Origin of the sequence: Brevibacterium sp. NPDC049920, from assembly GCF_040656435.1 — a bacterium.
Lineage (GTDB): Bacteria > Actinomycetota > Actinomycetes > Actinomycetales > Brevibacteriaceae > Brevibacterium > Brevibacterium pityocampae.
The window spans coordinates 22449-37654 of record NZ_JBFAMF010000007.1; the positions used below are offsets into that span (position 1 = coordinate 22449).

Consider the following 15206-nt stretch of genomic DNA (forward strand, 5'->3'; position numbering starts at 1 on the left):
CACCATTGTGCCCGGTGCGCCGGCGAGTGCGCCCGGTGCGCCCGCGTCCGTGCCTGCCGGTAGCGTGGACGCCATGCCAGCGAATCGAGCCGCACCCGCCGTGCCCACCGGTGACGTCCGGGTCCGCGACGCCCGTCTCCACAACCTCCAGCACGTCTCCACGTCGTTCCCGCGCGGCAGTCTCGTCGCGTTCACCGGCGTCTCCGGCTCCGGGAAGTCCTCGCTCGCCTTCGGCACCCTCCACGGGGAGGCGCAGCGGCGCTACCTCGAATCGATCGCCCCGTTCGCCCGGCGCCTCATCGGCTCCGCCGTGGACCCGCGCGTCGAATCCGTCACCGGGATGCCCCCGACCGTCGCCCTCGAGCAGCGGCACACCGCCGGCGGAACCCGCTCGACGGTCGGCACGATCACCACGCTGTCCAACGCGATCCGACTGCTGTACTCCCGGGCCGGCGACCACCCGGCAGACGTCCTCGCCCGCGGCTCCGCGCTCCACGGCGGGCGCCTGACCTCGGACGCGTTCAGCCCCAACACCCCGGAGGGCATGTGCCCGCGCTGCCACGGCGCCGGCGTCCTCCACGAACCCACCGAGTCCTCGATGGTCCCGGACCCGTCGCTCTCGATCGCCGAGGGCGCGATCGCCGCCTGGCCCGGAGCCTGGCTCGGCAAGAACTTCCGCGACATCCTCCGCACCCTCGGCATCGACCTCCGCGCTCCCTGGGACTCCCTGCCCGCCGACACGCGGGAATGGATCCTCTTCACCGAGGAGCAGCCGGTCGTCACCGTCTCACCGGAGCGCGAGGCCGGCCGCATCCAGCGCGACTACCAGGGCAAGTGGTCCTCCGTGCGCCGCTATCTGCTGCACACCTACCACGACACGAAATCGGAGAAGACCCGGACGCGCGCCCTGCGCTACTTCGACACCCGCACCTGCCCCGTCTGCGAGGGCCACCGGCTCGGTGCCGACGCCCTGCGCGTGACCTACCTCGGCGAGCCGATCCCCGCACTCGCCGCCCGCACCGCCGCCGAGGTCCGCACCCGGCTCGCGGACCGGCTCGCCGCGCTGCCTGCCGGGGAGGGCACCCCGGAGGAGGAGGCCGAACGCATCCTCCTGCCCTCGGCGCTGCCCGTGCTCGACACCATCGTGCGGCTCGGCCTCGGCCACCTGTCCCTCGACCGGCCGGCGGCCACCCTGTCGGCCGGCGAGCTCCAGCGCCTGCGCCTGGCCTCCCAGCTGCGCTCCGGCCTGTTCGGCGTCGCCTACGTCCTCGACGAGCCCTCCGCCGGCCTCCACCCGACGGAGAAGGGCGTGCTCACCGAGCTGTTCGAGCGATTCATCGCCGACGGCAACTCCGTCCTCCTCGTCGAGCACGACATGGGACTCGTCGCCGGCGCGGACTGGGTGATCGACGTCGGTCCCAGCGCCGGCACCGGAGGCGGCCGGATCCTCCACTCCGGCCCGGTCGCCGCGCTCGCGGGCGTCCCGGACTCCGTCACCGCGCGCTACCTCGGCGCCCCGCCTCCCGCGCCGCGCACCGCTGCTCAGGTCCGCACCCCCACCGGCCGCCTGTGCCTGGAGGGGGTGACCGCGCGCACGCTGAACGATCTCGACGTCGAGATCCCGCTCGGCGTGCTCACCGCGGTCACCGGGATCTCCGGCTCCGGCAAGTCCACGCTCGTCACCCATGTGCTCGCCCGGGTGCTCGCCGGACGGGTGCGCACCACCGTCGTCGGGGACGACGGGGACGACGGCGCCGGGGCGGATGCCGTGCACGTGCGCGCCGTCACCGGGGCGGAATCGGTCGACCGACTCGTCCACATCACCCAGAAGCCGATCGGCCGCAGCCCGCGCTCCTGCCTGGCGACCTACACCGGCCTGTTCGACCGGGTGCGCCGGCTGTTCGCCGACACCCCGGAAGCCGCGGCCCGCGGCTGGGGCGTGGGCCGCTTCTCCTTCAACGTCGTCGAGGGTCGCTGCCCGACCTGCGCGGGGGAGGGCCAGATCGAGGTCGAGCTCGTGTTCCTCCCCGGCAGCTACGCCCGCTGCCCGGACTGCCACGGCGCCCGCTACGCCCCGGACACCCTCGAGGTGACGTGGAACGGGCTCACCATCGCGCAGGTCCTCGACCTCACCGTCGAAGCCGCCCGCCCGGTGTTCGCCTCCGACGCCCGCATCACCCGCGCCCTCGATTCGCTCGCCGCCGTGGGGCTCGGCTACCTCACGCTCGGCCAGGCGGCCACGGAGCTCTCCGGCGGCGAGGCCCAGCGCATCAAGCTCGCCACCGAGCTCCAGCGCGCACCCCGCGGACACACCGTCTACCTCCTCGACGAACCGACCACCGGGCTCCACCCCGCCGACGTCGACCTCCTCCTCGCCGAGCTCTCCCGCCTCGTCGACCAGGGCGGCACCGTCGTCCTCGTCGAGCACGACATGCGCGTCGTCGCCGGAGCCGACCACGTCATCGACCTCGGTCCCGGAGCAGGCGAGCACGGCGGCCGGATCATCGCGGCCGGCACCCCGGCCGAGGTCGCCGCCGCCGGCACCGCGACCGGCCGCTGCCTGGCCCTGGGCGCGAGGACCGGAGACGCGCAGGCGGGAATATCCGGGGCCCGGCCCGCCGTTGCCCCTACCGACCCGACCGGCGCCGCGCCGGACGAGCACCCCGAACCCGACACCGTGGAGGCACCGTGAGAGCACCCGCCGACAGCACGAACCCCAAGTTCGCCGAATACGCGGCCCCCGAGCGGCTGGTGAGCACCCAGTGGGTCGCCGACCACCTCGACACCCCCGGCGTCGTCGTCGTTGAGAGCGACGAGGACGTCCTCCTCTACGAGACCGGGCACATCCCCGGCGCGGTGAAGATCGACTGGCACACCGAGCTCAACGACCCCATCACCCGCGACTACGTCGACGGTGCCGGATTCGCCGCCCTCATGGGGGCCAAGGGCATCGGCCGGGACCACACCGTGGTGATCTACGGGGACAAGTCCAACTGGTGGGCGGCCTACGCCCTCTGGGTGTTCACCCTGTTCGGCCACTCCGACGTCCGTCTGATGGACGGCGGCCGCGCCCTGTGGCAGGCCGAGGGCCGCGAGCTCACCACCGCCAAGCCCGAGCGCCCGGCGACCGACTACCCTGTCATCGACCGCGACGACTCGCGGATCCGCGCCTTCCTCCCCGAGGTGCTCGAGCGCATCGGCGGCGTCCCGCTCATCGACGTCCGCAGCCCCGACGAGTACACCGGTAAGCGCACCCACATGCCCGACTACCCGGAAGAGGGCGCGCTGCGCGGCGGGCACATCCCGACCGCCCGCTCCGTGCCGTGGGCCCGGGCCGCGAACGAGGACGGCACCTTCAAGTCCGCCGCGGAGCTCCGCAGCATCTACGTCGACGACCTCGGGCTCGACACGGACGAGGACGTCATCGCCTACTGCCGGATCGGTGAGCGCTCGAGCCACACGTGGTTCGTCCTCGAGCACCTGCTCGGCTTCCGCGGCGTGAAGAACTACGACGGCTCGTGGACCGAATGGGGCAACGTCGTTCGCGTGCCGATTGCGCGCGGCGAGGAGCCGGGGGAGGCCCGGACGTCGTGAGCGAGACCGCACCCCTGCCCGGCGGCCTGCAGGAGATCGCCGACGACTTCGCCGCGATGCCGGACCCGGACAAGCTCCAGCTGCTCCTCGAGTTCAGCCAGGAGCTGCCGGACCTGCCCGAGCGCTTCGCCGAGCACCCCGAGCTGCTCGAACCGGTACCCGAATGCCAGTCACCGATCTTCCTCGTCACCGAGATCGACGACGACTCCGAGCGCACCGTGCACCTCCACTTCAGCGCCCCGCCCGAAGCACCCACCACCCGCGGCTTCGCCGGCATCCTCCACGAGGGACTCGACGGCCGCCCGGCCGCCACCGTGCTCTCAGTCCCGGCGGAGCTGCCGCTGCGCCTGTCCCTCGAGGAGCAGGTGAGCCCGCTGCGGCTGCGCGGGATGAGCGGCATGCTCGCGCGCATCCAGCGCCAGGTGAGCGAGCGCACCGCTGCGGGGGCCGAATGAGCGCCCCGGCCCGACGCCCCCTGTGGGTGCTGCCCCTCGACCTCGTCCGCGGCTTCCTCATCGGCATGGCCGAGCTCGTCCCGGGCGTGTCCGGCGGCACCGTCGCACTCGTCACCGGGGTCTACGACCAGCTCATCGACTCCGCCTCGCACATGCTGTCCGCGATCAAGCGGCTCGTCGCCGGCCCCGACCGCTGGGCCGGGTTCCGGGCGGAGCTCGCGCGCACGCAGTGGCTGCTCATCATCCCGGTGCTCATCGGGATGGCCGCCGCGGTGCTCACCGCCGCCGGAGTGATGGCCCGCTTCGTCGCCGACCACCCCGAGGCCTCGCGCGGCCTGTTCTTCGGACTCGTCGCGATGAGCATCCTCGTCCCGGTCCTCATGCTCCCCTCCCGCGAATCGCCCTCGGCCGGCGCCCGGCTGCTCGATGCCGGGCTCGTCATCGGAGCCGCGATCATCGCCTTCGTGCTCATCGGATTCGCCGGCGGCGGAGCGCAGACCGACCCCTCGCTCCTCGTCGTGTTCCTCGCCGCCTCGATCGCGATCTGCGCGCTCGTCGTGCCCGGCGTCTCCGGCTCCTTCTTCCTCCTCGCCGTCGGCCTGTACTCGACGACGATGAGCGCGCTCGACGACCGGGACCTCGGCTACATCGCGGTGTTCGGTCTCGGCGCACTCGTCGGGCTCGCCTCGTTCGTGCGGCTCCTCAAGCACCTCCTCACCCGCCACCGCCGCCTCACCCTGCTCGTCATGACCGGGCTGATGATCGGTTCGCTCCGGGCCCTGTGGCCGTGGCAGTCGTCGGCCGGCGGTGACGAGAGCGCTCCGGGAGCCCTGCTCGCCCCCTACGATCCCGTGCTCGGGCCGGTGCTGCTCGCGCTCCTCGGCGCCGCAGCGGTGGCCGCCCTCGTCGTGTTCGAGCGGAGGTTCTCGCCCACGGTCCACGAGATCGAGGCCGAGGAGGACGAGCGGGAGGCCGTTCGCTGAGCCCGGACGGATGCCGCGGACGGTTGATCGCGGGCCGCGGGCAGGCGAGGATGGGGTCATGGCTGAAACCGCATTCAAATCGACACCCGTCCACACCTCCGGCGATCTCCCCGCCACCGGTGCCCAGGCCCCGGCGTTCGACCTCGTCGGCACCGACCTCGGCGCGGTGACGAGCGGATCGTTCTCCGGCAAGCGCCTCGTCCTCAACGTGTTCCCGAGCATCGACACCGGCGTCTGCGCCGCCTCGGTGCGCCGGTTCAACGAGCTCGCCGCCGGCCTCGAGAACACCGCTGTGCTCTGCGTCTCCCAGGACCTGCCGTTCGCGCAGGCGCGCTTCTGCGGGGCCGAGGGCATCGACAACGTCACCGCCGCCTCGGCGTTCCGCTCGAGCTTCGGCGAGGACTTCGGTCTCAGGCTCGCCGACGGGCCGATGGCCGGTCTGCTCGCCCGGGCCGTGCTCGTCCTCGACGAGTCCGGCACCGTGACGTACACCGAGCTCGTCCCCGAGATCACCACCGAACCGGACTACGACGCCGCCGTCGCAGCCCTGGGCTGAGATCCGCTCGCGATGCCCGCCGTGCCGGAGCCCCCGGGCACGGCGGGCATCGTCCATGTCCTGTACAATTGACCGGCGGCGTATCCTGCGTCGCTTGAGCCGCAGAGCCGAGGGTGCCGCATGACCGAACTCGATATCGAGCACGACCACAACCGGTACGAGGTCGACGAGCTCGTCGAACTCCATTCCAAGGTCAAGGTGCAGGCGGCGAAGGACGCCAAGGCCACCGCTCCCAGCGGTCCCGGCGGGATCCCGGCGTGGCAGGAGAACTACCCCTACGAGACCAAGCTGTCCCGGCGCAGCTACGAGCGCCAGAAGCGACAGCTCCAGGTCGAGCTCCTCAAGCTCCAGCTCTGGGTCAAGACCAACGACCAGAAGATCGCGATCCTCTTCGAGGGCCGCGACGCCGCCGGCAAGGGCGGGTCGATCAAGCGGTTCATGGAGCACCTCAACCCGCGCGGCGCCCGCATCGTCGCACTGAGCGTTCCCACCGAGCGCGAACAGTCCCAGTGGTACTTCCAACGCTACGTCGAGCACCTGCCCAGCGGCGGAGAGATCGTGTTCTTCGACCGCTCCTGGTACAACCGGGCCGGCGTCGAGCGCGTCATGGGCTACTGCGACCCCGCCCAGTACCTCGAGTTCATGCGGACCTGCCCCGAGTTCGAGCGGATGCTCGTCGACTCCGGCATCCACCTCATCAAGTTCTGGTTCTCCGTCTCCCAGGCGGAGCAGGCCGCCCGCTTCCAGGCCCGGTCCAACGACCCGGTCAAGCAGTGGAAGCTCTCGCCGACCGACCTCGCCAGCCGCGACAAGTGGAACGCCTACACCGAGGCGAAGGAGGCGATGTTCTTCTACACCGACTCCGCCCACGCCCCGTGGACCGTGGTGAAGTCGAACGACAAGAAGCGCGCCCGCCTCGAGGCGATGCGCTACGTGCTCTCGCAGTTCGACTACCCGGAGAAGGACCATCGGGTCGTCGGCAAGGTCGACAAGAAGATCGTCGGCCGCGGCAAGTCGCTCCTGGAAGCCGGTGAGGGCGAGTCGATCGGGAGCTTCCCCAACCTGTGACATCCGCGGTAAAGGGCCGCCGCCCGACACGGTGACGAGTCGATCGGGAACGGCCGTCGGAGGAATCCGGCGGCCGCTCCGCATGTCCGGTCGCGGGCAGCTGCGGTGCCCGATTCGTCACGCGATCGCCGCACAACCGCAACGCCGCCGCGGGAGTCCGCACGGATCCCGATGTTACCGTCGGGTCATTCCCCGTCCCGGGGTCCGTCACCAGAAGGGCGCCTCACCCGTGCAGCTGTTCCGCCGCGTCATCCTCCCCACCGGCTTCCTCGTCGTCCTCCTCGTCATCGCGATCGCCCTGGCGTGGATCGCATTCCGGCCCACCGGGCAGGCCGCCGGCGGGGGAGAGGAACCCAGCGGCACTCCGCTGAGCACCGAGGTCGTCGTCGAACGAGGGACCATCACCAACACGATGACGGTGTCGGGGACGATCCGGATCGACCCGGCGAAACCCGTCGAGGCGAGCCACGCGGGGACGATCAACCACCTGTTCGTCGCTGCCGGCGCCGAGGTCCGGGCCGGCGACCAGCTGTTCCAGATCCGGGCCGAGGAGACATCTGAGCCGGCACCGGAACCCGCCCCGGGCACCGACCCCGACGCGGCGGAGCCCGCGCCCGCCCCGCCCGCCGCGCCGCGCTACCGCTACCACACCGTCGTCGCCCCGGCCGACGGCACGCTCGGGGAGTTCACCCAGGAGATCGGCGACGAGGTGGCGAAGGGCACCCCTGTGACCTCCGTCGCGCAGCGGATCTTCCGCGCCGTCGGTGTGATCGAGCCGATCGATCTCTACCGGCTGACTGAGTTGCCCGACTCCGCGGAGATCACCATCACCAAGGGGCCCGAGCCCTTCGACTGCACCGGACTGCGCATCGACCAGGGATCGACGGGCGGCGACGACGGTGGCGACGGGGCCGGGTACACTGCCGGTCCCGAGAGCACCGGCGGCTCCGAGGGCACGGGCGAGGCGGATCCGGCCCCGGCCGAGGACGCGGGCGCGGCACCCGACCCGGGCGGCGGGGACACGGTGTCACTCACCTGTCTCGTGCCCGACGAGGTCACCGTCTACAACCGGCTGCCGATGACCATGGAGGTCGACGCCGGCTCCGTCGAGGATGCACTCATCGTGCCCGTCACCGCGGTGCGCGGCCTCACCGAGAAGGGCACCGTGTGGACGATCGGCGCCGACGGCACCGAGGAGGAGCGCGCGGTCGAGCTCGGGATGAGCGACGGCACCATGGTCGAGGTCGTCTCCGGGCTCGAGGAGGGCGAGGCGATCGCCGAGTTCGTCCCCGGCACCGCACCCGAGCAGGCCGCGGACGACCCTGGGGAGTTCGGCGGCGAGGGCGACTGGTGACCGAGGCCCCGCTCATCGAGCTTGCCGGGGTCGCCCGCGCCGCTCGGCTGCCCGATGACAGCGTGCTCACCATTCTGTCCCGTGTCGATCTCACGGTGCGTGCCGGGGACCACCTCGGGATCGTCGGCCGCTCGGGTTCGGGGAAGTCGACGCTACTCAACATCCTCGGCCTCCTCGACCGGCCGACCGCCGGCACCATGCGCTGGTGCGGGGAGCCGATCGAGCGGATCTCCGCCCGCAGAGCCGCACGGATCCGCGGGCGCGACATCGGCTTCGTGTTCCAGCAGTTCAACCTCCTGCCCGACCGCACGGCGCGCGAGAACGTCGCCGCGCCCCTGCTCTACGGGACGGCCGGGGAGTTCCGCCGGCGCAATGCGCTCGCCGCCGAGGTCCTCGAGCGGCTCGGGCTCGGCCACCGGATCGACGCCCAGCCGAAGAACCTCTCCGGGGGCGAACAGCAGCGCGTGGCGATCGCCCGCGCCCTCGTGCGCCGGCCCCGCGTCATCCTCGCCGACGAGCCGACCGGCGCCCTCGACATCGACACCGGGCGGGCGGTGATGGACCTGCTGCAGCAGGCCGCCCAGGAATTCGGCACCGCACTCGTCACGATCACCCACGACCCCGCGATCGCCGCCCGTGCCGACCACCGGTTCCGGCTCGACGCCGGACGTCTCGTGCCCGAGGCGCAGGGGAGCGCGGTCCGATGATCACGACCTTCTTCGCCGCCTGCGTCGAGGCCTGGCAGGAGCTGCGCATCCACAAGCTGCGCGTGCTGCTCTCCCTGTTCGGCGTCGGGGTCGCCGTGTGCTCGCTCACCGTCGTCGTCGCGCTCGGCGAGATGACCTCCCAGGGGATGCGCGAGACCTTCGAGCGCGAGGGCGGCCGGGCCGCCACCCTGCAGGTCGACCTCTACCCCGGCACCGGGGCGGCCCGCGACCTCGGGGAGGTCGCCGCGGAGGTCCACGGCGTCGCCGAGGAGTTCGGGATCGGGCACACCAGCCTCCTCGTCGACACCTCCCTGTCCACCGGCGCGGACTCCCAGAGATCCGTCTCCGTGCGGATCGTCGAGCCCGACTACGCGGTCATCCACCGCCAGCAGCCCGCGCTCGGCCGCTGGTTCGCCGAGGGCGACGGGGAGAACCGGTCCCCGCCGATCGTCATCGACTCGAACCTCGCCGAGCGCAGCGGCATCGACACGAGCGCGCTGCCGACGACCATGCGCCTGCCGGGAGCGGAGCACATCACCGCCACCGTCATCGGGGTGGTCGAGGTCCCGCGCCTCTCCGGCACGGAGTCGCTCTTCATGCTCCCGAGCACCGCGCAGTCGATCGACGCCCTCGACCTCAGCGGCACCGGGGTGGGCGCCAAGCTGTGGGTGCCCGACGCCGAGGCCGAGCTCCTCGCCGCGCAGCTCGAGGCGCGGCTGTCGAAAGAGCTGCCCGGCTACGAGGTGTCCGCCTACCGCATGGACTTCTTCGCCGGGGAGGAGCCGGACATCCTCGCCGGCCTGCGTAACGGGCTGCTCGGGGTGAGCGCCCTCATCCTGCTGCTCGGCGCACTCGGCCTCGTCAACATCTCCGTCGTCACCGTCCGCCAGCGGATCCGGGAGATCGGGGTGCGGCGCAGCTTCGGCGCCACCGGTGGGCGGATCTTCTTCTCCATCGTCATGGAGAGCGTGGTGGCGACCTTCGTCGCCGGGGTCGTCGGTGTCGTCGCCGCGGTGCTCCTCCTCAAGTCGCCGCTGGTGACAAACCTCATAGGGGAGATCGTCACCGACGTGCCGCCGTTCCCGGTGTCCGCCGCGCTCATCGGGATCGGCGTGTCGATCGCCGTCGGCGCGCTCGCCGGGGTGATCCCCGGGGCGATCGCGGCCCGGGTGACGATCATCGACGCGATCCGCCAGTAGCGGCGCGAACGCCTCACGGCGACGATATCCACCCGCCGGAGCACGTTGTGCTCCTCGTCACCGGGACCGAGGCGCCGGTGGCCCGCGCCTTCGTCGAGGACGTGCGGGCGCGGGGCTGAGGGCTTCGACTCAGGGCTCCTCGGCGACCGCGGTGAGCTCCTGGATCTTGGCCATGTCGCCGACGAGCACGAGCTTCGAGCGCGCCCGCGACATCCCGACGTAGAGCATCTCGCGGGCGCGCTCGGGGTCGCGGAAGCCGTTGATGCAGAACACGACGACGGCCCGCTCGAGCCCCTTGAAGCCGAGCACATGCCCGTAGAACACCTGGGAGGCGGAGAAGAACCCGTCCCAGTAGACCTCGTAGCCCTCGGTCTCGACGATCTGCCTCTGCTCGGGGTGGCGGCTGTACGTGGTGAGGAGCGCGATGTCCTCGGGCTGCCATTCGCCGCTCTCCAGCAGCCGCTCCACGGCGTCGTCGGCGGCATCCTGCGCTGCGTCAAAGGGCACGTCGATCTGCTCCACCGGCTCCCCACCGGGATTGCGGACGATCTGCGGCTCGTCGGACAGCCAGCCGAACGCCTCGGCCACGGTCTGCGCGTTCCTCAGGTTCTCGCCCAGGTGGAAGGGGTTCATCTCGATCGGGGCGTCGCCGTCGCGGTCGAAGATCCGCTGCCGCTCGTCGGTGAAGACGTAGAGCACGCCGGCGTCCGGGTCGCGCAGGCACGACAGCACCGCCTCCCACCACAGGTTGGAGAAGTCCTGGCCCTCGTCGACGACGATCGCGTCGAACAGCTCCGCCCGGTCGCGCTCGGCGGCGAGCGCGCGCATCCGGGTGGGGAGCTCGACCTCCCAGAAGTGTGGGTCGTCGTCCCCGGCGCGCTCGGCGCCCCAGCTCAGCGGCAGGTCGTGGAAGAGGCCGATGAAGGCCGGGCGCTCCGCTTGCGGCCACTGCGCGGTCATGAGCTCGAAGTAGCGTCCGAGCCCGCGGGAGTAGCACATGAGTGCCACCCGCTGCCCGTCCGCGGCGAGCTGCCGGGCCTTGATGAGCGCGAGGTGGGTCTTGCCGGAGCCGGGACCGCCGCTGAGCTCGGCGCGGGTCTGGTAGCGGAGCACGGAGAGGAGCTTCTCCTGCTCCTGTGTGAAGCGGTTCGCGCGGTCCTCGAGCTCGATCGCGGCCGAGCGCGCGTTCTCGATCGCGGCGTGCGTCTGCCGCAGCTGCTTGACCACGAGGGCGACGGCCGCCGGGCTCGGCGGGTCCTCGCGCTGCATGGACGTGCGCAGCACCGTGCTCATCGCCGCGGCGAGACCGTCGAGGTCCTGCTGGCCGACGATATGGGTGCGCGGCGCATCGGGCAGGTCGTCCCACCGCGAGGTGTTCGTGTAGGGCAGGCATGCCATGTGGACGGTGCGGCCGGGGCGCATACTCATCCGGGGCCGGATCCAGTCGAGGAACGCATACTTGCCGGCCATCGCCTGCTCGAGCGGCGAGCGGCGCAGCGGGCTGCCGCTCGTCGACCAGCGGCCGTCCTGCACCCGCACCTGACCGCCCTTGACCTCGAGCACGATGATCCCGATGCCCGGCCACAGGATGAGGAAGTCGATCTCGACGTCGGCGTCCGGGGTGGTGAGCCGCTGCCCGTGGATGATCACGGCGTTGTCGGGCAGCTGGGCGCGGAGGTGGTCGAGGACGACCTTCTCCGCGCCCTCGGGCTGGTCGTCACAGTGCACGGTCGGTCCCTGGGCCTGCTGATCCGCGGCGTCGCTGCTCATGGGCTCAGACTATCGGGGACGGTGGACCGGTGGGGCGCGATCACGGCGCGGGGTGGGCGACCCCCGGTGTCACGGAATCGGAACATTCCGGATCTCCGAACACTGGTGCGGCTGGGTACGATGAGACCATGGCATCCCTCACCGACACCTGGCGCGCCCGGTTCGACCGCTCGGGGCGCGTCGTCATCACGACGGGTAAGGTCGGACTCGGCTGCATGTTCGGTATCGCGCTCGGCTTCACCGCCGGCGGCCTGCTCATGATCCTCGAATCGCCCATGTGGTCCTGGTCGTGGATGATCGGGATCCTGTCCGTCGGCTTCTTCGGGGTGCTCGGCCTCCCGCTCTTCGCCAGCCAGTTCGTCAACCCCGACCGGCTCATCGTCACCACCGGCGGAGTCGAGCTCAAGCGCGGCTGGCCGAACTCTAAGCGCAACCTCGGGCGGCTCGCCTGGTCCGGCATCACTGGGATCGACACGGCAGAGGTGCCCAGCGGCAGCGGACGCACCACGCAGATGACCGTCATCCGCCTCACCCCGGCCGCCGCCGAGCACATTGCGAAGTCGGACTCGGAGATCCTGGCATCCCTGCGCGCCACTGAGGAGAAGCTCATCGGCGGGCCCGGCCTGTCCCTGCCGAGCACCCTGCGCGGAGGGGCCGAACCGCTCACCGCATTCCTCACCGAGGTGTGGCGGCGCTTCCGCTGAGCCCGGGCCGCCTCAGGTGGAGTCGCCCGGGCGGTGCCCGGGGGCGCGCGAATCGACCGGCCCGTCACCGTCAGGGAATGGCTCCCCGGTCTGTGCGGGAGCGCCGGGGTGCGCCTCGACGGCGGTTCCCGGGGCATCTTCGGTGCTCGTGTGCACGTCGCCGTGCTTGCGGCCGATCGGCAGCACGTGGACGATCCCGACGATGACGAGTCCCCAGAGCAGACCGAGGACGAGTGAGAAGAACGTGTTGATGAGCCAGGCGAGGATCGGACCGGCGACCGCGATGCCGGCGACGAGGCGCTCGATCCCGTGGACGAATGCGTACGGCGCGTGGAACCCGAGCTCGTCCATGCCGACGAGGATGATGTGGCCGCCCACCCAGAGCATCGCGAAGGTGCCGACGATCGAGATGAAGTCGAGCACGTGCGGCATCCCGCTGACGAGCAGACGACCGAACTTCTGGGAGCCGGCCGAGTCCTTCTTCGCCATGTGGAGGCCGATGTCGTCCATCTTGACGATGAGGCCGACCACGCCGTAGACGAGCAGGGTGATGCCGATCGCGACGACGACGAGGATGATCGCGCGGCTCAGCAGCGTCTCGTCGGTGACCTCGTTGAGGGAGATCACCATGATCTCGCAGCTGAGGATGAAGTCCGTGGTGATCGCGCTCTTGACGATCTTGTCCTCGGCATCCCTGCCCTGCTCGACCGCGGGCTCGCCCTTCTCCGCATGGTGCCCGCGGATCTTCGCCCACACCTTCTCCGCGCCCTCGAAGCACAGGTAGGTGCCGCCGAGCATGAGGATCGGGGTGAGGATCCACGGCACGAACTGGCTGAGGACGAGGAGCACCGGGACGATGATGAGGAGCTTGTTGCGCAGCGAACCCTTGGCGATCCGCCAGATGATCGGCAACTCGCGCGAGGGCTCAGCGCCGGTGACGTACTGCGGGGTGACCGCGGCGTCGTCGATGACCACGCCGGCGGCCTTCGCGCTCGCCTTCGCGGTTCCGGCGGCGACGTCGTCGACGCTCGCCGCAGCGATCCGTGCGAGTGCGGCGACGTCGTCGAGGAGGGCGACGAGACCGCCGCTCATCGGGTGCTCCGGCCGACGCGGCGGGGAGGCTGGGCGGGGGCGGTCGTGCAGTGCTGCGGATTCGGCATAGGGTCATGCTAGACGAAGGAGGACAGATGTCTGCTGTGATCCCGTGCCCGTGCGGCGGAGTGCCTGCGGGCAGCTCCCTGATCGAGTGCTGCGGGCCGGCGCTCGCCGGCGAGGTGTGGCCGGAGACCGCCGAGGCGCTCATGCGCTCGCGCTACACGGCCTTCGCGCTGCGCGACGACGACCACCTGTTCCGCACCTGGCACCCGCGCACCCGGCCGGTGGATTCGACGGCCGATCGGACGACGCAGTGGCTCGGTCTCGAGATCGAGGACGTCACCGGCGGCGGACCGGAGGACGAGGAGGGCACGGTGACCTTCACCGCCCGGTTCCGCGACCTCATGGCGCAGGGCCGGATGCACGAGAAGTCGCGGTTCGTCCGCCGGGCCGGCCGCTGGATGTACCTCGACCCCATCGAGTGAGGCACCGACCGAGCCCGGCAGTGAACTGAGGTGCTGACCTGAGGCACTGACGCGCTGCGTACTGCGCGGTATCCGAAAGGCGACGCGCAATTGCGCGCCGCTCTTCGGATACTCCGCAGTTGGGCGGGGAGGGCAGCGCGGGGACCGGCCACCGCACGCGAATGCCTCAGAGCGCGGGCGCGCGAGCGCCTCAGTCCGCACGCGAATGCCTCAGCTCGCACGCAGCTCGATCGCACGCACCTCAGGCGCGGCCGAGGAACTCCTGCCAGGCGGGCAGCTCGCGGCGGGCCTGCGACAGGCCGCGGCGGTGGCTCGCGGCGAGCTTCGCGAGGTCGCGCTCGCCGTTGCCCACCGGCATGACCTCGGGCGCGAACAGGTAGGCCTGCCCGGCCCGCTCGAGCTCGAGCAGCCGATCCCGGGTGTCGTTGTAGCGCTGCCAGCGGGTGAGGAGGGCCTCGGCGATCGCCGGGTGCCGGCGGAAGTACTGTCGGTAGAACCACGGGAAGCGCTGCGGGGCCTTGCGATACGCGCGCTCCTGGCTGAGCACGACGAAGAACTTCTCGTACCCGTCCGCCTGGGCGCGGGACAGGGCGATGCCGCCGTCGGCCCCGAGCGCCCCGTCGACGTAGGTGCGCTCGTCGATCGTCACCGGCGGCATGATCACCGGCATCGTCGAGGAGGCGCGCACCCGCACCATGAGGTCGGTCATCTCCGTGACATCCGCGCGGGAGAAGAACACCTCGTCCCCGGTCTCCGCCTCGAAGGCGCCGATCCGGAAGTCGGCGGGATTGTCGGCGAAGGTCCGCCAGTCGAAGGGCAGCGCCTGGTCGGGCAGGCCGGTCTCCTCGTAGATGTACTTCGCGTTGAACAGGCCCTCGCCGCGGAGCATCGTGCGCACGTCGCCGAACCTCGGGTCCGCGGCGAAGTCGACGAAGGAGCGGCGGGCCCGCCGGGAATCCTGCGACAGGTAGTTGGCGAGATTGCTCGCCCCGGCGGAGATCCCGGCGACGTAGTCGAACCGGATCCCTGCATCGAGGAGCACGACGACGACGGCGGAGGTGAGCGAGGCACGCATCCCGCCGCCTTCGAAGATCAGCGCGGTGTCGGTGACGTTCGGGGCCAGCGGGCCGCCCGGCGCATGGTGCTCGGTGGTCGGCACCGGGGACGCCTGCGGCACGGATGCCGGTTCCCCGGAGTCCGGGTGTGCGGAGCCCGGTGCGTGATCGTCGGGGCCGT

The 15206-nt window shown here is 71.4% G+C and carries 14 protein-coding genes; 11 read left to right on the forward strand and 3 right to left on the reverse strand.

Annotation, left to right across the window (positions count from 1 at the left end; all coding sequences use genetic code 11):
• The first annotated feature begins 73 nt into the window (after nt 1-73).
• From AB0I45_RS08545 to AB0I45_RS08585, 9 genes are all read left to right on the forward strand, one after another.
• Entirely contained in the window at nt 74-2692 is a 2619-nt protein-coding gene (locus tag AB0I45_RS08545) for an excinuclease ABC subunit UvrA (RefSeq protein ID WP_295688571.1), read from the forward strand.
• Nucleotides 2689-3594, forward strand: a complete 906-nt coding sequence (locus AB0I45_RS08550) for a sulfurtransferase (RefSeq protein WP_247425202.1) — start codon at nt 2689-2691, stop codon at nt 3592-3594. Before AB0I45_RS08545 ends, AB0I45_RS08550 begins: the two co-directional genes overlap by 4 nt.
• Nucleotides 3591-4049 (forward strand): SufE family protein, encoded by a 459-nt coding sequence (locus tag AB0I45_RS08555; RefSeq protein WP_295688569.1) that lies wholly within the window; start codon nt 3591-3593, stop codon nt 4047-4049. The genes AB0I45_RS08550 and AB0I45_RS08555 overlap by 4 nt, the downstream gene beginning before the upstream one ends.
• A complete protein-coding gene (locus AB0I45_RS08560; RefSeq protein ID WP_295688567.1) occupies nt 4046-5032 on the forward strand; it encodes a DUF368 domain-containing protein in 987 nt (328 codons plus the stop codon). Before AB0I45_RS08555 ends, AB0I45_RS08560 begins: the two co-directional genes overlap by 4 nt.
• 58 nt (nt 5033-5090) lie before the next feature.
• Nucleotides 5091-5588 carry a thiol peroxidase gene (gene tpx, locus AB0I45_RS08565; protein ID WP_137319315.1) on the forward strand — a complete coding sequence of 166 codons (498 nt, stop codon included), beginning with the start codon at nt 5091-5093 and terminating at the stop codon, nt 5586-5588.
• A 120-nt stretch (nt 5589-5708) separates the two neighbouring features.
• Nucleotides 5709-6656 (forward strand): polyphosphate kinase 2, encoded by a 948-nt coding sequence (gene ppk2, locus AB0I45_RS08570; RefSeq protein WP_137319316.1) that lies wholly within the window; start codon nt 5709-5711, stop codon nt 6654-6656.
• A gap of 229 nt (nt 6657-6885) precedes the next feature.
• A complete protein-coding gene (locus tag AB0I45_RS08575; RefSeq protein WP_345031557.1) occupies nt 6886-8010 on the forward strand; it encodes a hypothetical protein in 1125 nt (374 codons plus the stop codon).
• Nucleotides 8007-8717, forward strand: a complete 711-nt coding sequence (locus AB0I45_RS08580) for an ABC transporter ATP-binding protein (protein WP_295690347.1) — start codon at nt 8007-8009, stop codon at nt 8715-8717. Before AB0I45_RS08575 ends, AB0I45_RS08580 begins: the two co-directional genes overlap by 4 nt.
• A complete protein-coding gene (locus AB0I45_RS08585) occupies nt 8714-9916 on the forward strand; it encodes an ABC transporter permease (RefSeq protein ID WP_137319320.1) in 1203 nt (400 codons plus the stop codon). Before AB0I45_RS08580 ends, AB0I45_RS08585 begins: the two co-directional genes overlap by 4 nt.
• A 129-nt stretch (nt 9917-10045) precedes the next feature.
• Here AB0I45_RS08585 and AB0I45_RS08590 read toward each other — a convergent pair whose 3' ends face one another.
• Nucleotides 10046-11686 carry an NERD domain-containing protein gene (locus AB0I45_RS08590; RefSeq protein ID WP_295690345.1) on the reverse strand — a complete coding sequence of 547 codons (1641 nt, stop codon included), beginning with the start codon at nt 11684-11686 and terminating at the stop codon, nt 10046-10048.
• Between the two features lie 128 nt (nt 11687-11814).
• Here AB0I45_RS08590 and AB0I45_RS08595 point away from each other — a divergent pair, with 128 nt between their 5' ends.
• Nucleotides 11815-12390, forward strand: coding sequence for a hypothetical protein (locus AB0I45_RS08595; RefSeq protein WP_295690343.1), 576 nt, complete (start codon nt 11815-11817; stop codon nt 12388-12390).
• A gap of 12 nt (nt 12391-12402) precedes the next feature.
• Here the strand turns inward: AB0I45_RS08595 and AB0I45_RS08600 are convergent, their stop codons facing one another.
• Entirely contained in the window at nt 12403-13482 is a 1080-nt protein-coding gene (locus AB0I45_RS08600; protein ID WP_295690341.1) for a DUF808 domain-containing protein, read from the reverse strand.
• 95 nt (nt 13483-13577) lie between these two features.
• Here AB0I45_RS08600 and AB0I45_RS08605 point away from each other — a divergent pair, with 95 nt between their 5' ends.
• On the forward strand, nt 13578-13970 hold the full coding sequence (locus AB0I45_RS08605) for a YchJ family metal-binding protein (protein WP_217494840.1): 393 nt from the start codon (nt 13578-13580) through the stop codon (nt 13968-13970).
• Between the two features lie 241 nt (nt 13971-14211).
• On the opposite strand, the gene AB0I45_RS08610 is transcribed toward AB0I45_RS08605, so the two are convergent.
• The gene (locus tag AB0I45_RS08610) at nt 14212-15129 is read right to left on the reverse strand and encodes a patatin family protein (protein WP_295690350.1); all 918 of its coding nucleotides are present in this window, start codon (nt 15127-15129) and stop codon (nt 14212-14214) included.
• Between the last annotated feature and the right edge of the window lie 77 nt (nt 15130-15206).